This is a genomic window from Pseudomonas sp. GR 6-02 (assembly GCF_001655615.1).
Classification (GTDB): domain Bacteria; phylum Pseudomonadota; class Gammaproteobacteria; order Pseudomonadales; family Pseudomonadaceae; genus Aquipseudomonas.
This window is the reverse complement of the sequence record NZ_CP011567.1, coordinates 1,460,351-1,480,360: the sequence shown is the minus strand read 5'-3', so window position 1 is coordinate 1,480,360 and position 20,010 is coordinate 1,460,351. Positions and strand designations below refer to the sequence as shown.

Genomic DNA, 20,010 nt, shown 5'->3' with positions numbered 1-20,010 from the left:
GGTTGCAAGTACCCGATCAACGGCACACCGACCTTAACAAGGTGTACAGCTGTAATGCTTAAGGATCAGGCCGAGGTGCTGACCACCGAATCCGCCGTACTGCCACCTTCATCCTGCAACGCCTGTGTACCGACTCGGTAACCGATTCGATACACAATCCATTTCACTAGGCGCTCAACCGCGCCGTTACCTCATTCAATTGCCCTGACAGCCCATGCAGGTTGTGGCTGGCCGCTTCGGTGCGCTGCACGTTGTCCAGGTTGGTGCTGGCGATGCTGGTGATTTCGGTGAGGTTGCGCGAGATGTCTTCGGCCACTGAAGTCTGTTCTTCTGCGGCGGTGGCGATCTGGCGGTTCATGTCGCGAATGGCTTCCACGGCATGGGTGATCCGCTCGAGCATGGCGCCGGCCTGGGTCACTTGCTCGACGCTTTGCTCGCTGCGCGACTGGCCGCTTTCGATGGCCTGGGCCGCATCCACCGCACCGGTTTGCACGGTTTGAATGATCTGGTTGATCTCGATGATCGACGCCGCCGTGCGCTGGGCCAGGCTGCGTACTTCATCAGCGACCACCGCAAAACCGCGCCCGGCTTCACCGGCACGGGCCGCTTCGATTGCCGCGTTGAGCGCCAGCAGGTTGGTCTGTTCGGCAATGCCGCGAATCACTTCCAGCACCTTGCCGATGCGCCCGCTGTCTTCTTCCAGACGACGGATGACCGTGGCGGTGTTGGCGATTTCGCCACGCATTTGGGTGATGGTGTGAATGGTGCCCTGCATGACCTTCTCGCCTTGCTGGGCGGACTGATCGGCATCGTCGGCCGCACGTGCCGCTTCGGCGGCGTGGCGCGCGACTTCTTGCGCGGTGGCGGACATTTCGTTCATCGCCGTGGCCACCTGATCGGTGCGATTGAACTGCTCGTTGGTGCCGCTGGCCATAAGGCCGGCAATCGAGTTCAGCTCACCGCTGGCACTGTCCAGGTCCGACGCGCTGCGCTGCAAACGACTGAAGGTTTCGGCGAGGAAATCGCGCAAGGTGTTGGCGGCCCTGGCCAGGTTGCCCAACTCGTCCTGACGGGTGCTGGCCACGCGCTCGGCGAACCGGCCCTGACTGAGTTGCGCCACGTAGTCGATCAGTTTGCGGATCGGCTCCACCAGGTTGCGATTGACCAGCCACAGACTCAACAAACCAATCAGCAGGCCCGACACCAGCATCACCGCGAGCCCCGACAACACCGTCTGATCGGCACTGGCACTGATCAATTTCGATTGTTCGACACTCTGCTTGCGCAGTTCGCCGACCAGTTCATTCATCTGCTCGCTGGCGGCGCGGTCCACGCCCTTGACCGCATTGTCGCCGGCCGCTGGGTCGGCACCGGCCGCCACGTAGGCATCACGGCCCTTCTGATACGCCGCACCTAATACACGATGCTCCTCACGCAGGCGTTCGATGCGGGTCTTGAGTTGCGGCTCCATACCCTTCTGCCCGGCCAGTTCACCAAGGATACCCTGCACATTGCGCTGACCCTCCTCGAACTGCTTCCAGTATTTGTCCAGGTCCGCGGGTTGCTTGCCGCGCAGCAGGACGTTTTTCCACTCCTGAACCTGCACCTTGAATTGCAGGTTGGCTTCATCGATCAGTTGCGAGGTGTGCAACGGGCCTTCGATCAGGTTCGCGTAGTTCTGAACGCCGTTGGACAAAAAGTGAAAGCAGGCCAAAGCGATCAACAACATCGCCAACAGGCTGCCGCTCAACAGGGCGAGAATTTGTGCTCGAAGGGACTTTTGTAAAGACATCGGGAAGTACTCGAAACAGGAATGAGGCACGCGGATGAAGGCGTGAAAAGTATCCGGACATCCCTGTCTGCCACGTTGGCCCTTGGCCGAAGGCGCGCAAACGTAACCCAAGCGTGATCGGCGTTCCAGAGCGGTTCTTGAGGAAAATCCGACCATCGGTATCGCAATCGTTTGCGTACACCTTGCCGTCACAAAACCGTCATGAGCGCTTGCAATGATGAGGCTCAAGTGAACCTGTGAAACCCGCGACAGGCGCCTCCCCGCAGCGAGACTTCATGAACCACAGCATTGATCAACGCCATCGCGATTCCGACCTGTTCGGCCTGCTTTACGGTTTCAGTTTTCGCCCCGGCGAGCGCGGTCGAGAGATCGACTCGGCCAAGGCACTGCACTGCCTGCAACAACCGGACGACAGTGATGAGTTTCTCTGGCTGCACCTGAACCTGGCTCATGCGGCGTGCGAGCGCTGGATGAAAAGCCATCTGGAATTGCCCGACGAGTTTTTCGAAGCCTTGCACGAGGGGTCGCGTTCGACGCGCATCGAGCATGTCGATTCGGCGTTGCTGGCGGTGGTCAACGATGTGGTGTTCAACCTCAGTAGCATGGTTTCCTCGGATGTCTCGACGCTGTGGGTCTGCGCCCGCAGTCGGCTGATCATCAGCGCGCGCCTGCAACCGCTGCACTCGGTGGACAAGCTGCGCTCTTCGGTGAAGGCCGGTGAATGCTTTCGCTCACCGCTGGAATTGCTGGTGCATTTGCTGCGTGATCAGGGCGAAGTGCTGACGCAGATCGTGCGCAAGACCAGCCTCAGTGTCGATCAGATCGAAGATGAATTGCTGTCGTCGCGCCTGTCCACCAACCGCGCCGAACTGGGCGCCAACCGCCGGGTGCTGGTGCGCCTGCAACGGTTGCTGGCGCTGGAGCCGGGCTCGTTGCTGCGCCTGCTCAATCGCCCGCCGCAATGGTTGCAGAAGGAGGACGTCAAGGAGCTGCGCAAATCCACCGAGGAGTTTGCGCTGATCATCAACGACCTCACCGCCCTAGGTGAGCGGATCAAGCTATTACAGGAAGAAATCGCCGCCAATCTCAACGAACAGAGCAACCGCACGCTGTTCACCCTGACCGTGGTCACGGTGTTGGCGCTGCCGATCAACATCATTGCCGGTTTCTTCGGCATGAACGTCGGCGGGGTGCCGCTTGCCGGGGATCCGGAGGGGTTCTGGATTCTGGTGGCACTGGTGGCGACGTTTACCCTGATTGCCGGGCGCTGGGCGTTTCGTAAGCGGCGCGATTATTAAACCGTCCATCATCACCGATACCTTGTGGCGAGGGAGCTTGCTCCCGCTGGGCTGCGCAGCGGCCCCTATCCGGTTTATTCATTCAAACAGAATTCTCTGGTTTTACGACTGCTTCGCAGCCGAACGGGAGCAAGCTCCCTCGCCACAGGTATTTGCCTGCCTTAGCATCCGGCATCACAAAAAAACCAAACACTGACCCAGCGCAGTCTCACTGTAATATTTAGCAACGATCATGGCCGATACTCCTTCTCTGCTCAGGATTGTCCGGCATGGCTACGCCTTCCTTCACCGCCGCCTCCCAGGCGCCCGCCAGTGGCGCCAGGCCGCAGTTCGATAAAAAACCCGGCCTGCTCACCTTCGTGATGTTCTTTGCCGTGCTGGGCAGCGGGCTGTTGTTCACCGCCTACAGCCTGATGCACGACATGAGCGAACTCGGCACGGTGGTCACCACCTGGACGCCGTTTCTGCTGTTGGGCGTGGCACTGCTGATTGCCTTGGGCTTTGAGTTCGTCAACGGTTTTCACGACACCGCCAACGCCGTGGCGACGGTGATTTACACCCACTCCTTGCCACCGAATTTCGCCGTGGCCTGGTCCGGGTTCTTCAACTTCCTGGGGGTGTTGCTGTCGAGCGGCGCGGTGGCGTTCGGCATCATCGCCCTGTTGCCGGTGGAGCTGATTCTGCAGGTCGGCTCCTCTGCCGGTTTCGCGATGATCTTCGCCCTGTTGATCGCCGCCATTCTGTGGAACCTCGGCACCTGGTGGCTGGGTTTGCCGGCTTCTTCGTCGCACACCCTGATCGGTTCGATCATCGGTGTCGGCGTGGCCAATGCCTTGATGCACGGCCGCGACGGCACCAGTGGCGTGGACTGGGCCCAGGCGACCAAGGTCGGTTACGCGTTGCTGCTGTCGCCGCTGATCGGCTTCGCATTCGCCGCGTTGTTGCTGCTGGCGTTGCGTGTCTTCGTCAAAAATCGCGCACTGTACAAGGCGCCGAAAGGCGACACCCCGCCACCGTGGTGGATTCGCGGCATGTTGATTCTGACCTGCACCGGCGTGTCCTTCGCCCACGGCTCCAACGACGGCCAGAAAGGCATGGGCCTGATCATGCTGATTCTGGTGGGCACGCTGCCGATGGCGTATGCATTGAACCGCACCATGCCGGCGGATCAGGCCTTGCAATTCGCCGCGGTGGCCGAAGTCACCCAGCAAGCCCTGATGAGAAACACACCGCTGCCGATGCCCACCGATCCACGCCCGGTGCTGACCGACTACATGCGCAACAAGGAAGCCACCCCGCAACTGATCCCCGCCCTCGCCGCGTTGGCGGGCCAGATCGGTAACGAAGTGAAGGGTTACGGCTCGCTGTCGAAAGTCCCGGCCGAAGCGATGGGCAACGTGCGCAACGACATGTACCTGACCAGCGAAACCATTCGCCTGATGGACAAGAACAAGGTCGGAAACTTCGACGCCGACACCACCGGCAAGCTGCAACTGTTCAAGCAACAGATCGACAACGCCACGCGGTTCATTCCGCTGTGGGTGAAGATCGCGGTGGCCATCGCCCTGGGGCTGGGCACCATGGTCGGCTGGAAACGCATCGTGGTGACGGTCGGCGAGAAAATCGGCAAGACGCACCTGACCTACGCCCAAGGCGCCTCGGCAGAAACCGTGGCGATGCTGACCATCGGCGCCGCCGACATGTTCGGCCTGCCGGTATCGACCACCCACGTGTTGTCTTCAGGCGTGGCCGGGACCATGGTCGCCAACGGTGGCGGCTTGCAGATGAAGACCATCCGCAACCTGCTGATGGCCTGGGTGCTGACCTTGCCGGCGGCGATTGTGTTGTCGGGCAGCTTGTACTGGTTGTTCACCAAGCTGTTCTGACCATACACAACCTGTGTAGGAGCGAGGCTTGCCCGCGAAAGCGGTTTCACATTCAACGATGACTCTGACTGTGAAACCGCTTTCGCGGGCAAGCCTCGCTCCTACAGGTCATTCAATAGCCTTCGCAGGCCCTGCGCAGTAATAGCCGCTCCCGCACCACGTCGTAACCCCAGTGATACACGTAGGTGTACGGCAGGAAAAACAGCAGCACGCCGATGTCCAGCAGGAACGCCTGCCACAGGCTGATCTTCAGCCACCAGGCAATCAACGGCACCCCAAACGCCACCAGCCCGCCTTCGAACAACAGCGCATGCACCACGCGGATCCAAGCGTTACGCACAATGGCGAAGCGCTTGAGCATGCGGTCGAACAGGCCGTTGAAGACCACGTTCCAGGCCAGGGCAAGGGCTGCAATCGCCATGGTTGCCACGCCCATTTCCAAAATGGGTTTGTCCATGATCCAGGCCAGCAGTGGGGTACAGATCAAAACGGCCAGCAGCTCGAAACCGATGGCCTGGAAGATGCGTTCAGTGATGGATTTGTTGGCGTTCATGGCCAGACTCCCTGAGTGACTGTGGTTGCCATGATCTGCCATCGAACCGATACTTCATAACCAATAACCATCGATCAAGGCGATAGTTCATGGCTTCCCACGAAGTGTTGCTGGCGTTTGTAGAGGCCGCGACCCAAGGCTCGTTTTCCGCCGCGGCGCGCAAGCTCGGGCGCAGTCAGTCGACCATCAGCGCCGCCGTGGCGAGCCTGGAAATCGACCTGAACCTTGTCCTCTTCGACCGCAGCAGCCGCAAGCCGAGCCTGACCCCGGCCGGGCACGTCATGCTGCAACGGGCCGAGGAGATTCTGGCCGCCACCAGCCGTCTGGAAATGACCGCCAGCCAACTGTCCCAAGGCATCGAGCCAAAGTTGACCGTGGCGATTTCCGACACTTACCAGTCCGACCGTTTCGAAGCGGCGCTCAGTGCTTTCGAGCAGCGTTACCCGGACCTGGAACTTGAATGCCTGATTGCCGAATGCGATGACCTGGTAGCACTGGTACAACGCGGCCGCGCGCACGTCGCCTTCGCCGAAATGCAGGACAGCTACCCGCCGGACCTGGTCAGTTCGACGGTGGACGAGCGCACGGAAATCGCCCTGTTCGTGTCCCACGCGCACCCATTGGCGACGCTGAACGACATCGATCAGGACGTGCTGCAACAGCACCGCGAACTGCGTCTGGCGACGATCGTCAATCCGTATGAAAGCCGCGCGAAGGGGCGGGTCTGGTCGGCGCCAAGTTACCTGATGCTGCTGGAAATGGCCCAGGGCGGGTTCGGCTGGGCACCGTTGCCGCGATGGCTGGTGGGGCGGTTCGGGGCTGGTTCGTTGGTGGAATTGAAAGTGCGCGGCTGGCCAAAACCGGTGTATGTCGATGCGCTGTGGTCGCGTTTGCACCCGCCGGGGCCAGCGGGGAGTTGGTTATTGGGCAAGATGCTGGAATAGCGGTGCCCGCGATGGGGCCGGTGAAATCACATCACTCCAACGCCCGGAGCCGCCCCTCGATAAACCGCCGTTCCGGCACCTGCTGTGTCAATTCCAGCGCCCGCTGATACGCCGCTCGCGCCTCTTCCACCCTTCCCAACTGCCGGCAAAACTCTGCCCGTGCCGAATGCGCCAGGTGGTAATCCAGCAACTCGCCCCGGGCCAGAATCCCTTCGATCAACGTCAGCCCGGCCTGCGGGCCATCGCGCCTGGACAGCGCCGCCGCGCGGTTCAGTTCGATCACCGGCGACGGCACCGCCCGCAGCAGCACGTCGTACAGACCGACAATCTGCGCCCAGTCCGTCTCTGCCGCCGAGGGCGCTTCGGCATGCACCGCGGCAATCGCCGCTTGCAGGCAATAAGGTCCGAAGCGCCGTGTCGTCAGCGCCCGCTCAATCAAGGCGCAGCCTTCGGCAATCAGCTCGGCGTTCCACAACGAGCGATCCTGTTCATCCAGCACAATCAGCTCACCGCTCGCGGAGGTCCTGGCCGGACGCCGGGACTCATGCAACAGCATCAGCGCCAGCAGCCCCATCACCTCCGGTTCAGGCAACAGCTCCATCAACAACCGACCGAGACGAATCGCTTCGCGCGTCAGGTCTTCACGGATCAGTTCGTTGCCGATGGACGCCGAATACCCTTCGTTGAACACCAGGTAAATCACCCGCAACACGCTGTCGAGTCGCTCGGGCAGTTCCGTCAGGGTGGGCACTTGGTATGGGATTTTCGCGTCACGGATCTTGGCCTTGGCGCGCACGATGCGCTGGGCGATGGTGGCCGGTGCCGAGAGGAATGCCCGGGCGATTTCTTCCGTGGTCAGGTCGCAGACTTCACGCAGGGTCAGCGGCACTTGAGCGTCCGCCGCCAGTGCCGGGTGACAACAGGTGAAGATCAGGCGCAGGCGATCGTCTTCCACGTCTTCGTCACTCCAGTCGGCCTGTTCCAGCGCCTCCAGTTGAGCGATCAACAACGGCCGGGACGCGTTAAAACGCGCGCGCCGACGCAACACATCGATGGCCTTGAAACGGCCAGTAGACACCAGCCAGGTGCGCGGATTGTCCGGCACGCCGTCGCGCTGCCAGCGCTCGACCGCGACGAAGAACGCCTCGTGCAGCGCTTCTTCGGCGAGATCGAAATCGCCGAGCAAGCGGATCAGGGTCGCCAGGATTCGCCGCGACTCGTCGCGGTAAACCTGCTCGACTTGCGCCCGTACCGATTCGCCCGGCATCAGTCCGGCATGCCTGGGGCCATTTTTCGCTGGACGTATTGCGCACTCATAAAAGAACTCCGTTGTGAGGATTACTCAGGGATTTAACTGGCGAACGGGCCGCACCTCGACGCAGCCGACCCGGGCCGCCGGAATGTTACCGGCGACCTGGAGGGCTTCATTGAGGTCTTTGGCATCGATCAGGTAGAAGCCGGCCAACTGCTCCTTGGTTTCAGCGAACGGGCCGTCGGTGATCGACATTTTGCCGTTGCGCATGCGCACGGTGGTCGCGGTCTGCACCGACTCCAGCGCTTCGGCGGCGATCATCCGGCCACTGCCCTGGATCGACTCGGCATAGGCCATGCACTCGGCGTCGTTGGGGCTTTCGGGCAGCGAGTGCAATTCGTGCTCGTTGCTGTAGACCAGGCATAGATACTTCATGGGACTCTCCATTTCAGGCGGCTTTGCCGTGACCGAACTGATCAACTATGGCTGTCGATTGGCGCTTTGGCGCTGCTTTCCGATAAACAACCCGACCATCAGGGTTCCAGGTTGAACAGCGCCGCGCCGCTGGTCATGTCGAACGGAGCCGACCAGTGTTCGTGGACGATCTGCCAGAGCCCCGCTTCCTGCCGATAGCACGCGGTGACGCGCATCCAGCACGCCTGGGTTTCACCCTTTTCATTGGTGCCGCCGCAATGCGCCAGCCAGTGAGCGAAAGCGATCTCCTGCGACGGCACGACGTCGATTTCATGGAACTCGAAAATATGCGGGCCGGGGCACATCTCCATGCATTCCTGCCAATGCGCACGGTAGGCCGCCTTGCCCTTGAATTGCAGGGCTTTGACGGCATCGAAGGAGACGATGTCGTCGGCGTACAGGGCCATGACCTTTTCCACATCCTTGGCGATGACTGCCTGACGGTAGTTCTCGATCAAGTTATGGATTTGTGTCTGAGCGTTCATGAGGGTTCTCCACGTTTTTTTGTTGAAGACACCTTTAGTCGTCTGGCGAAAAGCCAAATCGACAACCGAAATAAAAATAATCCATGGAGGCAAACTCGCTAGAATCCGAGGCTCATTTGTGTTGGAAAAAGGACACTCCAGTGACAGCCCGACTCGTGCCTTACGAAAGCCTGAACGCCTTGCAGCGCCAACAGGTCGAGGCCATCGAAATCCACGCCGAACAAATCAGATTCTCCGGCGACATCCACGGTGCATTGCACACCTTGCTGTCCAAACCGGGCCCTGGCGTCAAAGGCTTTGCCCTGCTGGCCGAAGAGGTTCCGGTGGCCTTCCTGCTGCTCAAGCGCCCGCCAGTGCTGCCGGCCTGGGCTAACGAACACAGTGCCACCCTGCACGCCCTGCAAGTCGATCACCGTGCCCAGGGCAAGGGTTATGGCAAGGCCTGTCTGCTGGCGTTGCCGGAGGTTGCGCGTCAGGCCTGGCCGGAGATCAAGGGGCTGGAGTTGTCGGTGGATGCCGACAATGAATCGGCCATCGCGCTGTATGCCAAATACGGTTTTGTCGACAGCGGCGAAGCGTACAAAGGCCGGATCGGTTACGAACGACGGATGGGACTGGTTTTCTGATTCATGGAGGGATGAACGAATGTTGAATTCAATCGAAGCGCTGGAAGCGATCTACGGCCTGCCCCATGAGCGCGCGGTGCGCAAGCAGATCCCGTTTTTGAACGAGGACTATCAGGCGATGGTCCGCGCCTCGCCGCTGGTGATTATCAGCTCGGTCGGCCCCGACGGCATGGACGGCTCACCGCGCGGCGATACGCCGGGTTTTGTGCGGATCATCGATGAGCGCACGCTGGCGATCCCGGATCGCCCCGGCAACAACCGCATCGACACGCTGCGCAATGTCGTGCTCGACTCGCGGGTATCGCTGCTGTTCATCATTCCGGGGATCGGCGAGACGCTGCGGGTCAACGGCACGGCGCAGATCAGCGCCGAACCGGCATTGCTGGAGAGTTTTGCCGTCAATGGCAAACCGGCGCGCACGGTAATGCTGGTGACGGTGGAAGCGGCGTATTTCCATTGTTCGAAAGCGATTGTTCGTTCGGATTTGTGGAACCCCGAGCGCTACCTCGACCGCTCTGCCCTACCGACCGCCGGCGCGTTTCACAAACGGCTGAACGATGGGCAGTTCGATGCCGAGACGTACGACCGGGAAGCGCCGGCCAGGGTGCGCGATAGTCTCTATTAGAGGATTGGTCGTTACCACGCTCTGCGTTGGAACGATCAATCAGAGGGTGAGCACCATCTCATGCCACGCCATCCCGCCATGGTCGGACGCCGAAGGCTTGATATAGACAAACCCAAACCCGGCATACAGCGCAATGTGCCGCTCTTTGCACATCAGGTGGATGCTGGCCTTGTTCAGTGCGCGCATGCGCTGGATGAATTCACCCATCAAGCGTTTCGCCAGGCCTTGCCCCTGATAATCCGGATGCACCACCACCGACATGATCACCACATGCGGACCGGCCGGGTCGTGGCCGATCAGTTCCTTGAACGCCTCGTCCGACATTTCCACCTCGAACGCCGCACCGGAATTGACGAAACCGGCTACAACGCCATCCACTTCGGCGACGATGAAGCCCTCGGGCCAAGTGGCGATGCGGGTGGCGATTTTCTCGCGGGTGGCGGCTTCGTCGCCTTCGTAGGCAACGGTTTCGATGGCGTAGCAACGGTCCAGGTCAGCGGGAATGACGTGGCGGATGACGGTGTTCATGGCAGCTCGGAATCGGCGGGGGAAAGGCTGGGATCATAAATTAATAAGGTGTTCATATCGATCACGACAAGTGCCGTAAAGCCTTCGTATAGGCACTTTCATTGCGCGTCGCCCGGGGCTATTTGTGTTGCCTGTCTCTAGTCACCATGAGGGGAACACACCATGAGCAGCGTCCAAATCGGTCTTCTTATGCTGTTGGGCATCAGCACGTTCGGCTTCGTTTCTTTGGCGATCGACCTGTTGCGGGCGCGACGGGTGAACAAGGGAAAATAGTGCCCGCAGGACATGCAGAGGCGGCCGGTTGAGCCGCCTCCGCAGATGTGATCAGGACTTGATCGGCAGCCAGATTTCCAGCACGCCGGTATTGAGCTTCGGGTTGAAGTCTTCGCTGTAGCGTTCGAACTCCGGGGCATCCGCTGCCTCGTGACCGGACTGCGGCAACCAGGTGTTCCAGATGTACTGAAAGGTCTGGGGCAAGGTATCCAGCGAGCCCTTGTGCTCGAACACCGCGTAATACTGGGGCTGAATCTCGACCCAGCGGTATTTCTCGGGCAGGTCGTCGAGCTTGCTGATCTCGACACCGGCGATGTATTCGAAACCGCCCTTGCCATCCGGGTTGCAGCAAACGCCGTAGGTCACTTCGCCCTTTTGCCCGGGAACATTGCCGATGTGGGGAACGAATTTATCCCAGAGCTTGGGAATCTTGCCGGCCGTCTCTTGGGTAAATCGTCCGCCAAGCCCCGCTATGAGCATGAAGTGCCCGTGTTCGAAGCGTTGCTCAACCTGATCATCGCGTATTTGCTCATCCATGACTCGACTCCTGGGAACGTAAAAAGTGGGTTCGGCTGGGAGTATAGAGGCCAAACCCGATTCGCCCAGTCAGAGCCCCGGAAGCTGCCCGGCGGTGGGCGCACCGATAAACTCGTTGTAACCCGAAAGAATCACGTACACCGCGAAATAGCAGAAGATCGCGGCCGATGCCATGTAGGAATAACGCAGCAGTTTGTCTCCGAGCAGCTTGCCGCCATGGCTCGCCGCAAAGCACAGCGTGACGCACCAGAGAATTCCCGCACAGAGAAATCCACCGAGAAACAACGCCGAGCTGAGGGTGCCGCCGCCACCGGAACGGGCAATCAGGGTGCCGCCCACCGCGGCGAACCAGAGAATCGCACTGGGCGACGACATCGCGAGGAAAATCCCCCGCAAGAACTCTTTGCGATGGGAGTTGTGGCCAACGTCGGCGGTCTCGGCCAACACGGCACTGTGGTAGATCGCCGAATGAATCATCTTCGCCGCGAAGTACAGCAGCAACGCCGACCCGCCGATCCACAACACCCAACGCACGGTTTCGTATTGCAGCAATACGGTCATGCCGGCCAGTGCCAGCACTGCGTAAATCAGGTCGCCGACGCAAGTCCCCAGCCCCAGGGCAAAACCCTGGAAATAGCCGCGCTGCATCGCCAGCGTGATCATCGCGATATTGGCCACGCCGATGTCCAGACACAGCGAAAGGCTGAGCAGGAAGCCACTGGTAAATTCCATCAACCCGTTTCCTTCGGAAAAAATTGTTTACGTAGAGGCTGGACAGTTTGCCATACCTGCCCTTACATTCCGCCACAGGCCACCGCAGTGGCCAGCGTCGCTCGGACGGTTCCGGGCGCTTACGTTATTCGAGGCAACAATGGCCGAACAAGGTTCGCCGCGCCGCTTTGCGCGCATAGATCGACTCCCCCCTTACGTTTTCAACATCACTGCCGAGCTGAAGATGGCCGCCCGTCGTCGTGGCGAAGACATCATCGACTTGAGCATGGGCAACCCCGACGGCGCCACGCCGCCGCACATCGTCGAAAAACTGGTCACCGTCGCCCAGCGCGAAGACACCCACGGCTACTCCACGTCCAAAGGGATTCCGCGCCTGCGCCGGGCGATTTCCAATTGGTACAAGGATCGCTACCAGGTTGATATCGACCCGGAAAACGAAGCCATCGTCACCATCGGTTCCAAGGAAGGCCTGGCGCATTTGATGCTGGCCACCCTCGACCAGGGCGACACCGTGCTGGTGCCGAACCCGAGCTACCCGATTCACATCTACGGTGCCGTGATTGCCGGCGCCCAGGTGCGGTCGGTGCCGCTGATCCCTGGCGTGGATTTCTTCGCCGAGCTGGAACGGGCGATTCGCGGTTCGATTCCGAAACCGAAGATGATGATCCTGGGCTTTCCGTCCAACCCCACCGCCCAGTGCGTGGAGCTGGACTTCTTCGAGCGGGTGATCGCCCTCGCCAAACAGTACGACGTTCTGGTGGTGCACGACCTGGCCTACGCCGACATCGTCTACGACGGCTGGAAAGCCCCGTCGATCATGCAAGTGCCCGGCGCCAAGGACATCGCGGTGGAGTTTTTCACCCTGTCCAAGAGCTACAACATGGCTGGCTGGCGCATCGGCTTCATGGTCGGTAACCCGGAGCTGGTCAACGCTCTGGCGCGGATCAAGAGCTACCACGACTACGGCACCTTCACCCCGCTGCAGGTCGCGGCCATCGCGGCGCTGGAAGGCGATCAGCAATGCGTGCGCGACATTGCCGAACAGTATCGCCAGCGTCGCAACGTGCTGGTCAAAGGCTTGCATGAATTGGGCTGGATGGTCGAGAACCCGAAGGCGTCGATGTATGTCTGGGCCAAGATTCCCGAGGCGTATGCACACCTGGGCTCGCTGGAATTCGCCAAGAAACTGCTGGCCGAGGCCAAGGTCTGCGTCTCGCCGGGTGTCGGGTTTGGTGAGTACGGGGACGATCATGTGCGCTTCGCGCTGATCGAAAACCAGGACCGGATTCGTCAGGCCGTACGCGGAATTCGCGGGATGTTTCGGGCGGATGGGTTGGTCACCAAAACAAACGCCTGACACACAAAACCCTGTGAGAACAAACATCTGTGGCGAGGGAGCTTGCTCCCGCTGGGGCGCGAAGCGGCCCCAAAACCAATCACCATGTTTTTTTCAGATAGAACACGGTGGACGGATTTACGACTGCTACGCAGCCGAGCGGGAGCAAGCTCCCTCGCCACAAAAAGCTTGCTCGACATTGGGTTAGATCTCACCCACAAAAAAACCGCATCGCTGCGGTTTTTTTGTGTTGGCCGTTTGTGTCAGACGAACAACGACAGCAGCAGGATAAAGCCCAGGCCTACCACGGACAGGATGGTTTCCATCGCGGTCCAGGTCTTGAAGGTTTCCGCCACGGTCATGTTGAAGTACTGCTTCACCAGCCAGAAACCGGCGTCGTTGACGTGGGACAGGATCAACGAACCGGCACCGGTGGCCAGTACCAGCAGCTCACGGTTCACGCCCGGAATCATCCCCACTACCGGCACCACGATGCCAGCGCCAGTGATGGTCGCCACGGTTGCCGAACCGGTTGCGATGCGAATCACCGCGGCCACCAGCCAGGCCAGCAGGATCGGCGAGATCTGAGCCGCCACCGCCATGTGACCGATCACATCACCTACACCGCTGGTCACCAGCATCTGCTTGAAGCCGCCACCGGCACCGATGATCAGGATGATCGCGGCAGTCGGCGCAAGGCTCGAGTCCAGCCATTTGAGCATCTGTTGCGAACCGATGCCCTGCTTGTAGCCGAAGGTGTACAGCGACAGCAGCAATGCCAGCAGCAGCGCCGAGATCGGGTGACCGATCAGGTCCATGAAGGTGCGGAAGAAGTTGCCATCCGGCAGCACCACATCGGCAAAGGTCTTGAGCAGCATCAGGAACACGGGCGACAGCACGGTGACCAGGGTAATGCCGAAGCTCGGCAGATCGGCGGAATCCGACTCCCGCGCCAGTTGGTCCACCAGTTCCTGATTCGGATGACCGGGAATGTGCTTGGCAATGAACGTACCATAGATCGGACCGGCGATGATGGCAGTCGGCAGCGCAACGATCAGGCCGTAGAGAATGGTTTTACCAATGTCGGCACCGAACACGCCGATCGCCAGCAGCGGACCCGGGTGCGGAGGAACCAGACCGTGCACGGCGGACAGACCGGCCAGCAGCGGGATACCGATCTTGATGATCGACACACCGGTACGACGGGCGACGATGAACACCAGCGGGATCAGCAGCACGAAGCCGATTTCGAAGAACAGCGGGATGCCGACCAGGAAGGCCGCGAACATCATGGCCCACTGCACCTTGTCCTTGCCGAAGGCCCGAATCAGGGTCTGGGCGATCTGATCCGCCCCGCCGGACTCGGCCATCATTTTGCCGAGCATGGTGCCCAGCGCCAGAATGATCCCGACGAAACCGAGAACGCCGCCGAAACCATCCTGGAACGCCTTGATGATGGTGCCGATCGGCATGCCGGAGGTCAGCCCGAGGAACGCGGCGGCGATGATCAATGCAATGAACGGGTGAAACTTGAACTTGGTGATCAGGACAATCAAGCCGATCACCGTGACCACTGCATCGAGCAGCAGAAACGACTCGTGGGACATGCCAAACATGGGGGGTGTCTCCTGTTTGTTGTTGTTATTAAAGCGATTAATCAGAAGCCGTCAGGACAGCGCTATCTTTTGCAGCAAAACTCAACTGGCGAGTTTCAGGCCGTGATCGAGCCACCAACGGTGGGCCTGAGCGGCCAATTCGTCGACGCTGTAACTTGAAGCATCCAGAGCCAGGGTCAGGGGCTCACCAACGGGCGATTCAAGGGTGGCGAACTGGCTGTCGATCAGGGTCGACGGCATGAAGTGGCCCGGCCGATGGGAGACACGATCGGCGGCGACTTCAGGGGTCAACTCAAGGAACACAAAGCCCAGGCCCGGCAAGGCACTGCGCAAGCGTTCGCGGTAACTGTGTTTGAGGGCCGAACAGGTCAGCACCGGGCGCTCGCCACGGGCGTCGACGCGGCGCAGTTCATCGCACAGGCTGTCGAGCCAGCCGGCACGGTCTTCGTCGTTCAGGGGGATACCCGCGCTCATCTTTTCGATATTGGCGGCAGGGTGAAAAGTGTCGCCTTCAATGGCGGTGGCGCCGCTGAGCTGGCACAGGGCCTGGCTGACACACGTCTTGCCGCAACCGGCAACGCCCATGATGACCAGGGCGGTGATGGAATGATTCATGTAACACCTCAGCGCGCAGACAGCGCTACCTTTGCTACGTAAAACTCTAGTGCAAAAGCAGATGTTGCCGACGCCTTCTTGTCATTTTTGTGGGTTGCAGCATGTTCGTTCTCGATGCCGAAAAGCGAGGATCAGGCAAACCCCGCTCACGCATTTGCAGCTGCATCGAGACAGCGCTACCTTAGTGCCTTGAATTTTGTTTGGCAAGCCGTCCGATGAATACCCCTAAAAACGATAAAAATACACGAACCACTGGCCGTCCTACCCTCAACGAAGTCGCGCGCCTGGCCGGTGTCAGCCCGATTACAGCCTCCCGCGCCCTGCGTGGCGTCAGCACGGTGGCCACCGAACTGGTGGAAAAAGTCCAGAAGGCTGCCCTCGAGTTGAACTACGTGGTCAACCCCGCCGCCCGCGCGCTGGCCTCGGCCCAGAGCCATTCCGTCGTGGTGTTGGTACCGTCATTATCCAACCTGCTGTTCATCGACACGCTGGAAGCCATTCATCAGGTTTTGCGACCAAAGGGCTTCGAAGTGCTGATCGGTAACTTCCATTACTCGCGCGATGAAGAAGAAAACCTGCTGCGCAACTACATGGCTTATCAGCCGCGCGGCTTGCTGCTGACCGGTTTCGACCGCACCGAAAGTTCGCGGCGGATGATCGAGGCCAGCAACATTCCCTGCGTCTACATGATGGAACTGGACAGTGCGGCGGGACTCAATTGCGTCGGTTTTTCGCAGCTGGCCGCCGGCGAAACGGCGGCCGAGCATTTGCTGTCGCGCGGTCGCAAACGCCTGGCTTATATCGGAGCGCAGCTGGATCAGCGTACGTTGCTGCGGGGCGAAGGTTTCCGACGGGCGCTGCAAAAGGCCGGGCGCTACGACCCGGATCTGGAAGTGTTGACGCCACGGGCCTCATCGGTCGGACTCGGTGGCGAACTGTTCCTGCAATTGCTGGCTGCGCATCCAGACCTCGATGCGATCTTCTTCGGTAACGACGACCTGGCCCAGGGCGCACTGCTCGAAGCCTTGCGCTGCGGCATCAAAATCCCCGAACAGGTGGCGATCCTTGGCTTCAACGACCTGCCCATGTCCGAACACATGGTGCCGCGCCTGAGTAGTATCAATACGCCTCGAGAGGCCATTGGCCGTCGTTCGGCCGAGTTGATGCTGACCTTGATGGCCGGCAATTCGGTGGCCAAACCGGTGCAAGACATGGGGTTTGAATTGAAGGTGCGCGAGAGCACCTGATACGCAATCATCCCTTTGCTCGTGCTAGATTCCCGGCACCTGTAACAGCAAACGGAGAAGCTCAATGGGACATGCGCTGAAGATTTTGGGTCGGGCCTCGTCAATCAACGTCAGAAAGGTCCTGTGGGCCTGCGATGAACTGGGCGTTTCCTACGAACGGGAAGACTGGGGCAGCGGTTTTGCCTCGACCCAGAGTCCGGAGTTTCTCCAGCTCAACCCTAACGCACAGGTGCCGGTGCTCATCGACGAAGCCGGCGTGCTGTGGGAGTCCAACACCATCTGCCGCTATCTGGCCGGCAAATACCAAAACACCGATCTGTTGCCCATCGAGCCGGCGGCGCGCGCTCGCGTGGAACAGTGGATGGACTGGCAAGCCACCGAACTCAATCCGTCCTGGGGCTACGCCTTTTTTGCGCTGGTGCGGCAATTGCCGAACTTCCAGGATCCGCAGCGGATCGCCGATGGCGTTCGCGGCTGGAACGCGAAAATGGGCATCCTCGAACAGCAACTCGCGTCGACCGGAGCGTATGTCGCCGGACCTCGGTTCACCCTGGCCGATATCCTCATCGGCTTGTCGGTCAACCGCTGGCGGATGACCCCGATGGAACGCCCGGACTATCCCGCCGTCGACGCGTATTGCCAACGACTGGCATTGCGACCGGGGTTCATGGAACACGCCTGCAACGGCGTGCCATAACGCCAAACCCGCTCCCTCTGCCCTTCCATAAAAAGAGAACCCCATGAACGGACTCAACGTACTGCTGACCGGCGCCTGCGGCAGAATCGGCAAAACCTTTTTTGAAGCTTCGCAGGACCGCTACACCTTCGTGCTGACGGATCGCATCGAGCCCGACTTCAATGTCGAAGCACCGCATCGCTTTGTACGCCTGGACCTGTCCGACCTCACCGCCATAAGCGAAGTGCTGAAAGGCATCGACGTCATTGTGCATCTGGCCGGCATCCCTCACGCCACCGCCTCTTTCGATGAGTTACTGCCCAACAATATTCTGGCCACCACTTACCTGTTCGAAGCCGCCGTGGCTGCGGGTTGTAAACGATTGGTGTTCGCCAGCAGCGCGCAGACCATCGAGGGCTATCCGGTGGACCGGCAGATCACACCGGGCATGCAGGTGATGCCGGCCAATCTGTATGGCGTCAGCAAGTGTTATGGCGAAGCCTTGTGTGCGTTCTACGCTGCCAAACACAACCTCTCGAGCATTGCCATACGCATCGGCGCTTTCGAGTTTGCGGACCGTCACGAATTGACCAACGCTCGCGACCTGAGTGCATGGCTCAGCCCTCGTGATGCAGTGCAGTTGCTGCAACTCTCTGTGGAGGTCGAAGGTGTGCAACACCTGATCGCCCACGGTATCTCCAATAACCGTTTCAAACGCCTGGACCTCAGTGAAACTACCCGGGTGTTGGGTTATAGGCCGGTGGACGATGCATTTCAGGAGTTCGACATTCCCATTGGGTTTCCTTGACGGTGCGTCTCCAGAATCCGGGCAACGTGGTTCTTGCGCTGTAGCCTGAGGTCGGTCGACCTCTGCCGCTCGGCGGCAAGGGTTGATCGCCCTCCTTTTCAGTTCCCGGACGAATCAGCCGATAACTGATGTTCTGCGAGCATTCTCAGCAGCGCCCGCACCGCCGCCGAAGGTTCTTTGTCGGGCGCGACCACCAAGGCAAACTCCCGGTCGATGCGCGGCGTCACCGGCACTATCCGCAAGCCTTGGCGATGAGTCGGCAGGGTCATTTCCGGCACCACGGTCACGCCGATGTTTTCCCGCACCAGGGTGAACGCACTGCTCCACTCACGCACCTCGGCCCGCACATCCAGCAGTTGCAACCCGGCATCAGCCGCCAGGCTGCGGGCATTGGTCGAACACCCGCCCGTGGCCAGCACAAAGGGTTGCTCCGCCAGTTCCGCCAGTGAGACGCCCTCTTCATTCGAGCGGCGCGCCAAAGGATGGCCACCGGGCAGAACCGCCACCCAGGCATCACGCCCCAAACGCCCGGCATTGCGCGCAGGTGCCGGGTTCAACGCCACACCGACATCCACCAACCCGGCACTGAGCAACGTTTCCACTTCATCGTCGCTGACCTCTAGCGCCACCACTTGAATGCCGGCATACAGCCGATTGAACTGGCGCAACAGTGGCGGCAGGAACGTCGTCAGCACCATAGGGAAACTGGCCAGACGAATCGTCCCGCGCTGGATGCCTTTAGCGGCGTCGACGGTGCTGCGAATGTTTTCCAGGGCACCAAGCATGGTTCGCGCCTGTTCGATCACCGGCAAGCCAATGGCGGTCGGCAAGGTCTGGCGATTTTCCCGGATGAACAGCTGAACGCCCAGGGTTTCTTCAATCAAGGCCAGTGCCTGGCTGGCACCGGACTGAGTCATGCCGACCCGCTCAGCGGCGCGGGTAATGTTGCCGGTATCGGCCACCGCCACCACCATTCGCCAATGCATCAAGTTCATCATGGCAGTAGCTTTCCTTATGGCAGTTTTCTGAAAGATTAATTTTACCGAGGGTGCCGCGCACTATGACACTGGCGCAAATCCGCAACCAGAGCCCCGCCCATGAAGTTGTATTACGCCCCGCAAGCCTGCTCATTGGCGCCGCACATTGTGCTGCGCGAACTGGAGCTGCCGTTCGAGTTGGTCCGCGTCGACAACAGCAGCAAGAAAACCGTCACCGGCGATGACTTCCTCGCCATTAACCCCAAAGGCTACGTCGCGGCATTGCAGCTGGATAACGGCGATGTGCTGACCGAAGGCCCGGCGATCCTGCAGTACCTGGCGGATCTGCACCCGGAGGCAAACCTGGCACCGGCGAGCGGAACGTTCGAGCGGGTGCGGTTACAGGAATGGCTGAACTTCGTTTCGACCGAGATTCATGGCGGGCTGGGTTGGCTGTTCAATCCGCAGTTTGCGGACGAGGTGAAGGCGCTCATCAAAGAGAAACTGTTCAAGCGCTTTGCCGTGTTGAGCCGGACGCTGGAGCGGCAGGACTACTTGATGCCCGGCGGGTTCAGCATTGCCGATGCGTATCTGTTTACGGTGTTGCGTTGGGCTCGGCTGTTTGCGATTGATCTGGATGATTGGCCGGCGTTGGCGCGCTTTCAGGCGCGGGTTGATCAGCGGCCGAGCGTGAAAGCGACATTGGCGGCAGAGTTGGTGTAAGGCTTTA

At 60.2% G+C, this 20,010-nt stretch carries 21 protein-coding genes; 10 read left to right on the top strand and 11 right to left on the bottom strand.

Annotated features, from left to right (window positions below):
* Nucleotides 1-166 precede the first annotated feature (166 nt).
* Nucleotides 167-1,792: a methyl-accepting chemotaxis protein gene (locus PGR6_RS06410; protein WP_018926422.1), complete on the bottom strand. Its 1,626-nt coding sequence runs from the start codon at nt 1,790-1,792 to the stop codon at nt 167-169.
* Nucleotides 1,793-2,067: 275 nt separating this feature from the next.
* Here PGR6_RS06410 and PGR6_RS06405 point away from each other — a divergent pair, with 275 nt between their 5' ends.
* Together PGR6_RS06405 and PGR6_RS06400 are read left to right on the top strand one after the other, a co-directional pair.
* Complete coding sequence (locus PGR6_RS06405) at nt 2,068-3,090, top strand: transporter (protein ID WP_019581436.1); 1,023 nt, start codon at nt 2,068-2,070, stop codon at nt 3,088-3,090.
* A gap of 269 nt (nt 3,091-3,359) precedes the next feature.
* Complete coding sequence (locus tag PGR6_RS06400) at nt 3,360-4,976, top strand: inorganic phosphate transporter (protein ID WP_064616419.1); 1,617 nt, start codon at nt 3,360-3,362, stop codon at nt 4,974-4,976.
* A gap of 112 nt (nt 4,977-5,088) precedes the next feature.
* On the opposite strand, the gene PGR6_RS06395 is transcribed toward PGR6_RS06400, so the two are convergent.
* Nucleotides 5,089-5,529 carry a multidrug/biocide efflux PACE transporter gene (locus PGR6_RS06395; protein ID WP_064616417.1) on the bottom strand — a complete coding sequence of 147 codons (441 nt, stop codon included), beginning with the start codon at nt 5,527-5,529 and terminating at the stop codon, nt 5,089-5,091.
* An 89-nt stretch (nt 5,530-5,618) separates the two neighbouring features.
* On the opposite strand from PGR6_RS06395, the gene PGR6_RS06390 reads away from it, so the two are divergent.
* Nucleotides 5,619-6,473 carry a LysR family transcriptional regulator gene (locus PGR6_RS06390; RefSeq protein WP_018926428.1) on the top strand — a complete coding sequence of 285 codons (855 nt, stop codon included), beginning with the start codon at nt 5,619-5,621 and terminating at the stop codon, nt 6,471-6,473.
* A 31-nt stretch (nt 6,474-6,504) separates the two neighbouring features.
* On the opposite strand, the gene PGR6_RS06385 is transcribed toward PGR6_RS06390, so the two are convergent.
* From PGR6_RS06385 to PGR6_RS06375, 3 genes are all read right to left on the bottom strand, one after another.
* Nucleotides 6,505-7,740, bottom strand: coding sequence for an RNA polymerase sigma factor (locus tag PGR6_RS06385; RefSeq protein WP_018926429.1), 1,236 nt, complete (start codon nt 7,738-7,740; stop codon nt 6,505-6,507).
* Between the two features lie 75 nt (nt 7,741-7,815).
* Nucleotides 7,816-8,160: a YciI family protein gene (locus PGR6_RS06380; protein ID WP_064616415.1), complete on the bottom strand. Its 345-nt coding sequence runs from the start codon at nt 8,158-8,160 to the stop codon at nt 7,816-7,818.
* Between the two features lie 98 nt (nt 8,161-8,258).
* Nucleotides 8,259-8,684 (bottom strand): YybH family protein, encoded by a 426-nt coding sequence (locus PGR6_RS06375; RefSeq protein WP_064616413.1) that lies wholly within the window; start codon nt 8,682-8,684, stop codon nt 8,259-8,261.
* A gap of 140 nt (nt 8,685-8,824) precedes the next feature.
* Between PGR6_RS06375 and PGR6_RS06370 the strand changes: the two genes are divergently transcribed.
* Both PGR6_RS06370 and PGR6_RS06365 read left to right on the top strand, forming a co-directional pair.
* On the top strand, nt 8,825-9,310 hold the full coding sequence (locus PGR6_RS06370; RefSeq protein ID WP_064616411.1) for a GNAT family N-acetyltransferase: 486 nt from the start codon (nt 8,825-8,827) through the stop codon (nt 9,308-9,310).
* A gap of 19 nt (nt 9,311-9,329) precedes the next feature.
* Nucleotides 9,330-9,935 carry a pyridoxamine 5'-phosphate oxidase family protein gene (locus PGR6_RS06365; protein WP_007934805.1) on the top strand — a complete coding sequence of 202 codons (606 nt, stop codon included), beginning with the start codon at nt 9,330-9,332 and terminating at the stop codon, nt 9,933-9,935.
* Between the two features lie 39 nt (nt 9,936-9,974).
* On the opposite strand, the gene PGR6_RS06360 is transcribed toward PGR6_RS06365, so the two are convergent.
* The 3 genes from PGR6_RS06360 to PGR6_RS06350 form a co-directional block, all read right to left on the bottom strand.
* Nucleotides 9,975-10,463 carry a GNAT family N-acetyltransferase gene (locus PGR6_RS06360; protein ID WP_018926433.1) on the bottom strand — a complete coding sequence of 163 codons (489 nt, stop codon included), beginning with the start codon at nt 10,461-10,463 and terminating at the stop codon, nt 9,975-9,977.
* Nucleotides 10,464-10,787: 324 nt separating this feature from the next.
* Complete coding sequence (locus tag PGR6_RS06355; protein ID WP_064616409.1) at nt 10,788-11,273, bottom strand: GyrI-like domain-containing protein; 486 nt, start codon at nt 11,271-11,273, stop codon at nt 10,788-10,790.
* Between the two features lie 69 nt (nt 11,274-11,342).
* Nucleotides 11,343-12,005: a LysE family translocator gene (locus PGR6_RS06350; RefSeq protein WP_064616407.1), complete on the bottom strand. Its 663-nt coding sequence runs from the start codon at nt 12,003-12,005 to the stop codon at nt 11,343-11,345.
* Between the two features lie 139 nt (nt 12,006-12,144).
* Here PGR6_RS06350 and alaC point away from each other — a divergent pair, with 139 nt between their 5' ends.
* A complete protein-coding gene (gene alaC, locus PGR6_RS06345; RefSeq protein ID WP_018926437.1) occupies nt 12,145-13,362 on the top strand; it encodes an alanine transaminase in 1,218 nt (405 codons plus the stop codon).
* A gap of 242 nt (nt 13,363-13,604) precedes the next feature.
* Here the strand turns inward: alaC and PGR6_RS06340 are convergent, their stop codons facing one another.
* Both PGR6_RS06340 and PGR6_RS06335 read right to left on the bottom strand, forming a co-directional pair.
* A complete protein-coding gene (locus PGR6_RS06340; RefSeq protein WP_018926438.1) occupies nt 13,605-14,957 on the bottom strand; it encodes a GntP family permease in 1,353 nt (450 codons plus the stop codon).
* Between the two features lie 81 nt (nt 14,958-15,038).
* Nucleotides 15,039-15,572: a gluconokinase gene (locus tag PGR6_RS06335; RefSeq protein WP_064616405.1), complete on the bottom strand. Its 534-nt coding sequence runs from the start codon at nt 15,570-15,572 to the stop codon at nt 15,039-15,041.
* Nucleotides 15,573-15,787: 215 nt separating this feature from the next.
* Here PGR6_RS06335 and PGR6_RS06330 point away from each other — a divergent pair, with 215 nt between their 5' ends.
* From PGR6_RS06330 to PGR6_RS06320, 3 genes are all read left to right on the top strand, one after another.
* Nucleotides 15,788-16,819 (top strand): LacI family DNA-binding transcriptional regulator, encoded by a 1,032-nt coding sequence (locus PGR6_RS06330; protein ID WP_018926440.1) that lies wholly within the window; start codon nt 15,788-15,790, stop codon nt 16,817-16,819.
* A gap of 64 nt (nt 16,820-16,883) precedes the next feature.
* The gene (locus PGR6_RS06325) at nt 16,884-17,516 is read left to right on the top strand and encodes a glutathione S-transferase family protein (protein WP_019651718.1); all 633 of its coding nucleotides are present in this window, start codon (nt 16,884-16,886) and stop codon (nt 17,514-17,516) included.
* A 43-nt stretch (nt 17,517-17,559) separates the two neighbouring features.
* A complete protein-coding gene (locus PGR6_RS06320) occupies nt 17,560-18,303 on the top strand; it encodes an NAD-dependent epimerase/dehydratase family protein (protein ID WP_018926442.1) in 744 nt (247 codons plus the stop codon).
* 98 nt (nt 18,304-18,401) lie between these two features.
* Here the strand turns inward: PGR6_RS06320 and PGR6_RS06315 are convergent, their stop codons facing one another.
* On the bottom strand, nt 18,402-19,301 hold the full coding sequence (locus PGR6_RS06315; RefSeq protein WP_064616403.1) for a LysR family transcriptional regulator: 900 nt from the start codon (nt 19,299-19,301) through the stop codon (nt 18,402-18,404).
* 99 nt (nt 19,302-19,400) lie between these two features.
* Between PGR6_RS06315 and gstA the strand changes: the two genes are divergently transcribed.
* The gene (gstA, locus tag PGR6_RS06310) at nt 19,401-20,003 is read left to right on the top strand and encodes a glutathione transferase GstA (protein ID WP_064616401.1); all 603 of its coding nucleotides are present in this window, start codon (nt 19,401-19,403) and stop codon (nt 20,001-20,003) included.
* The last annotated feature ends 7 nt before the right edge of the window (nt 20,004-20,010 follow it).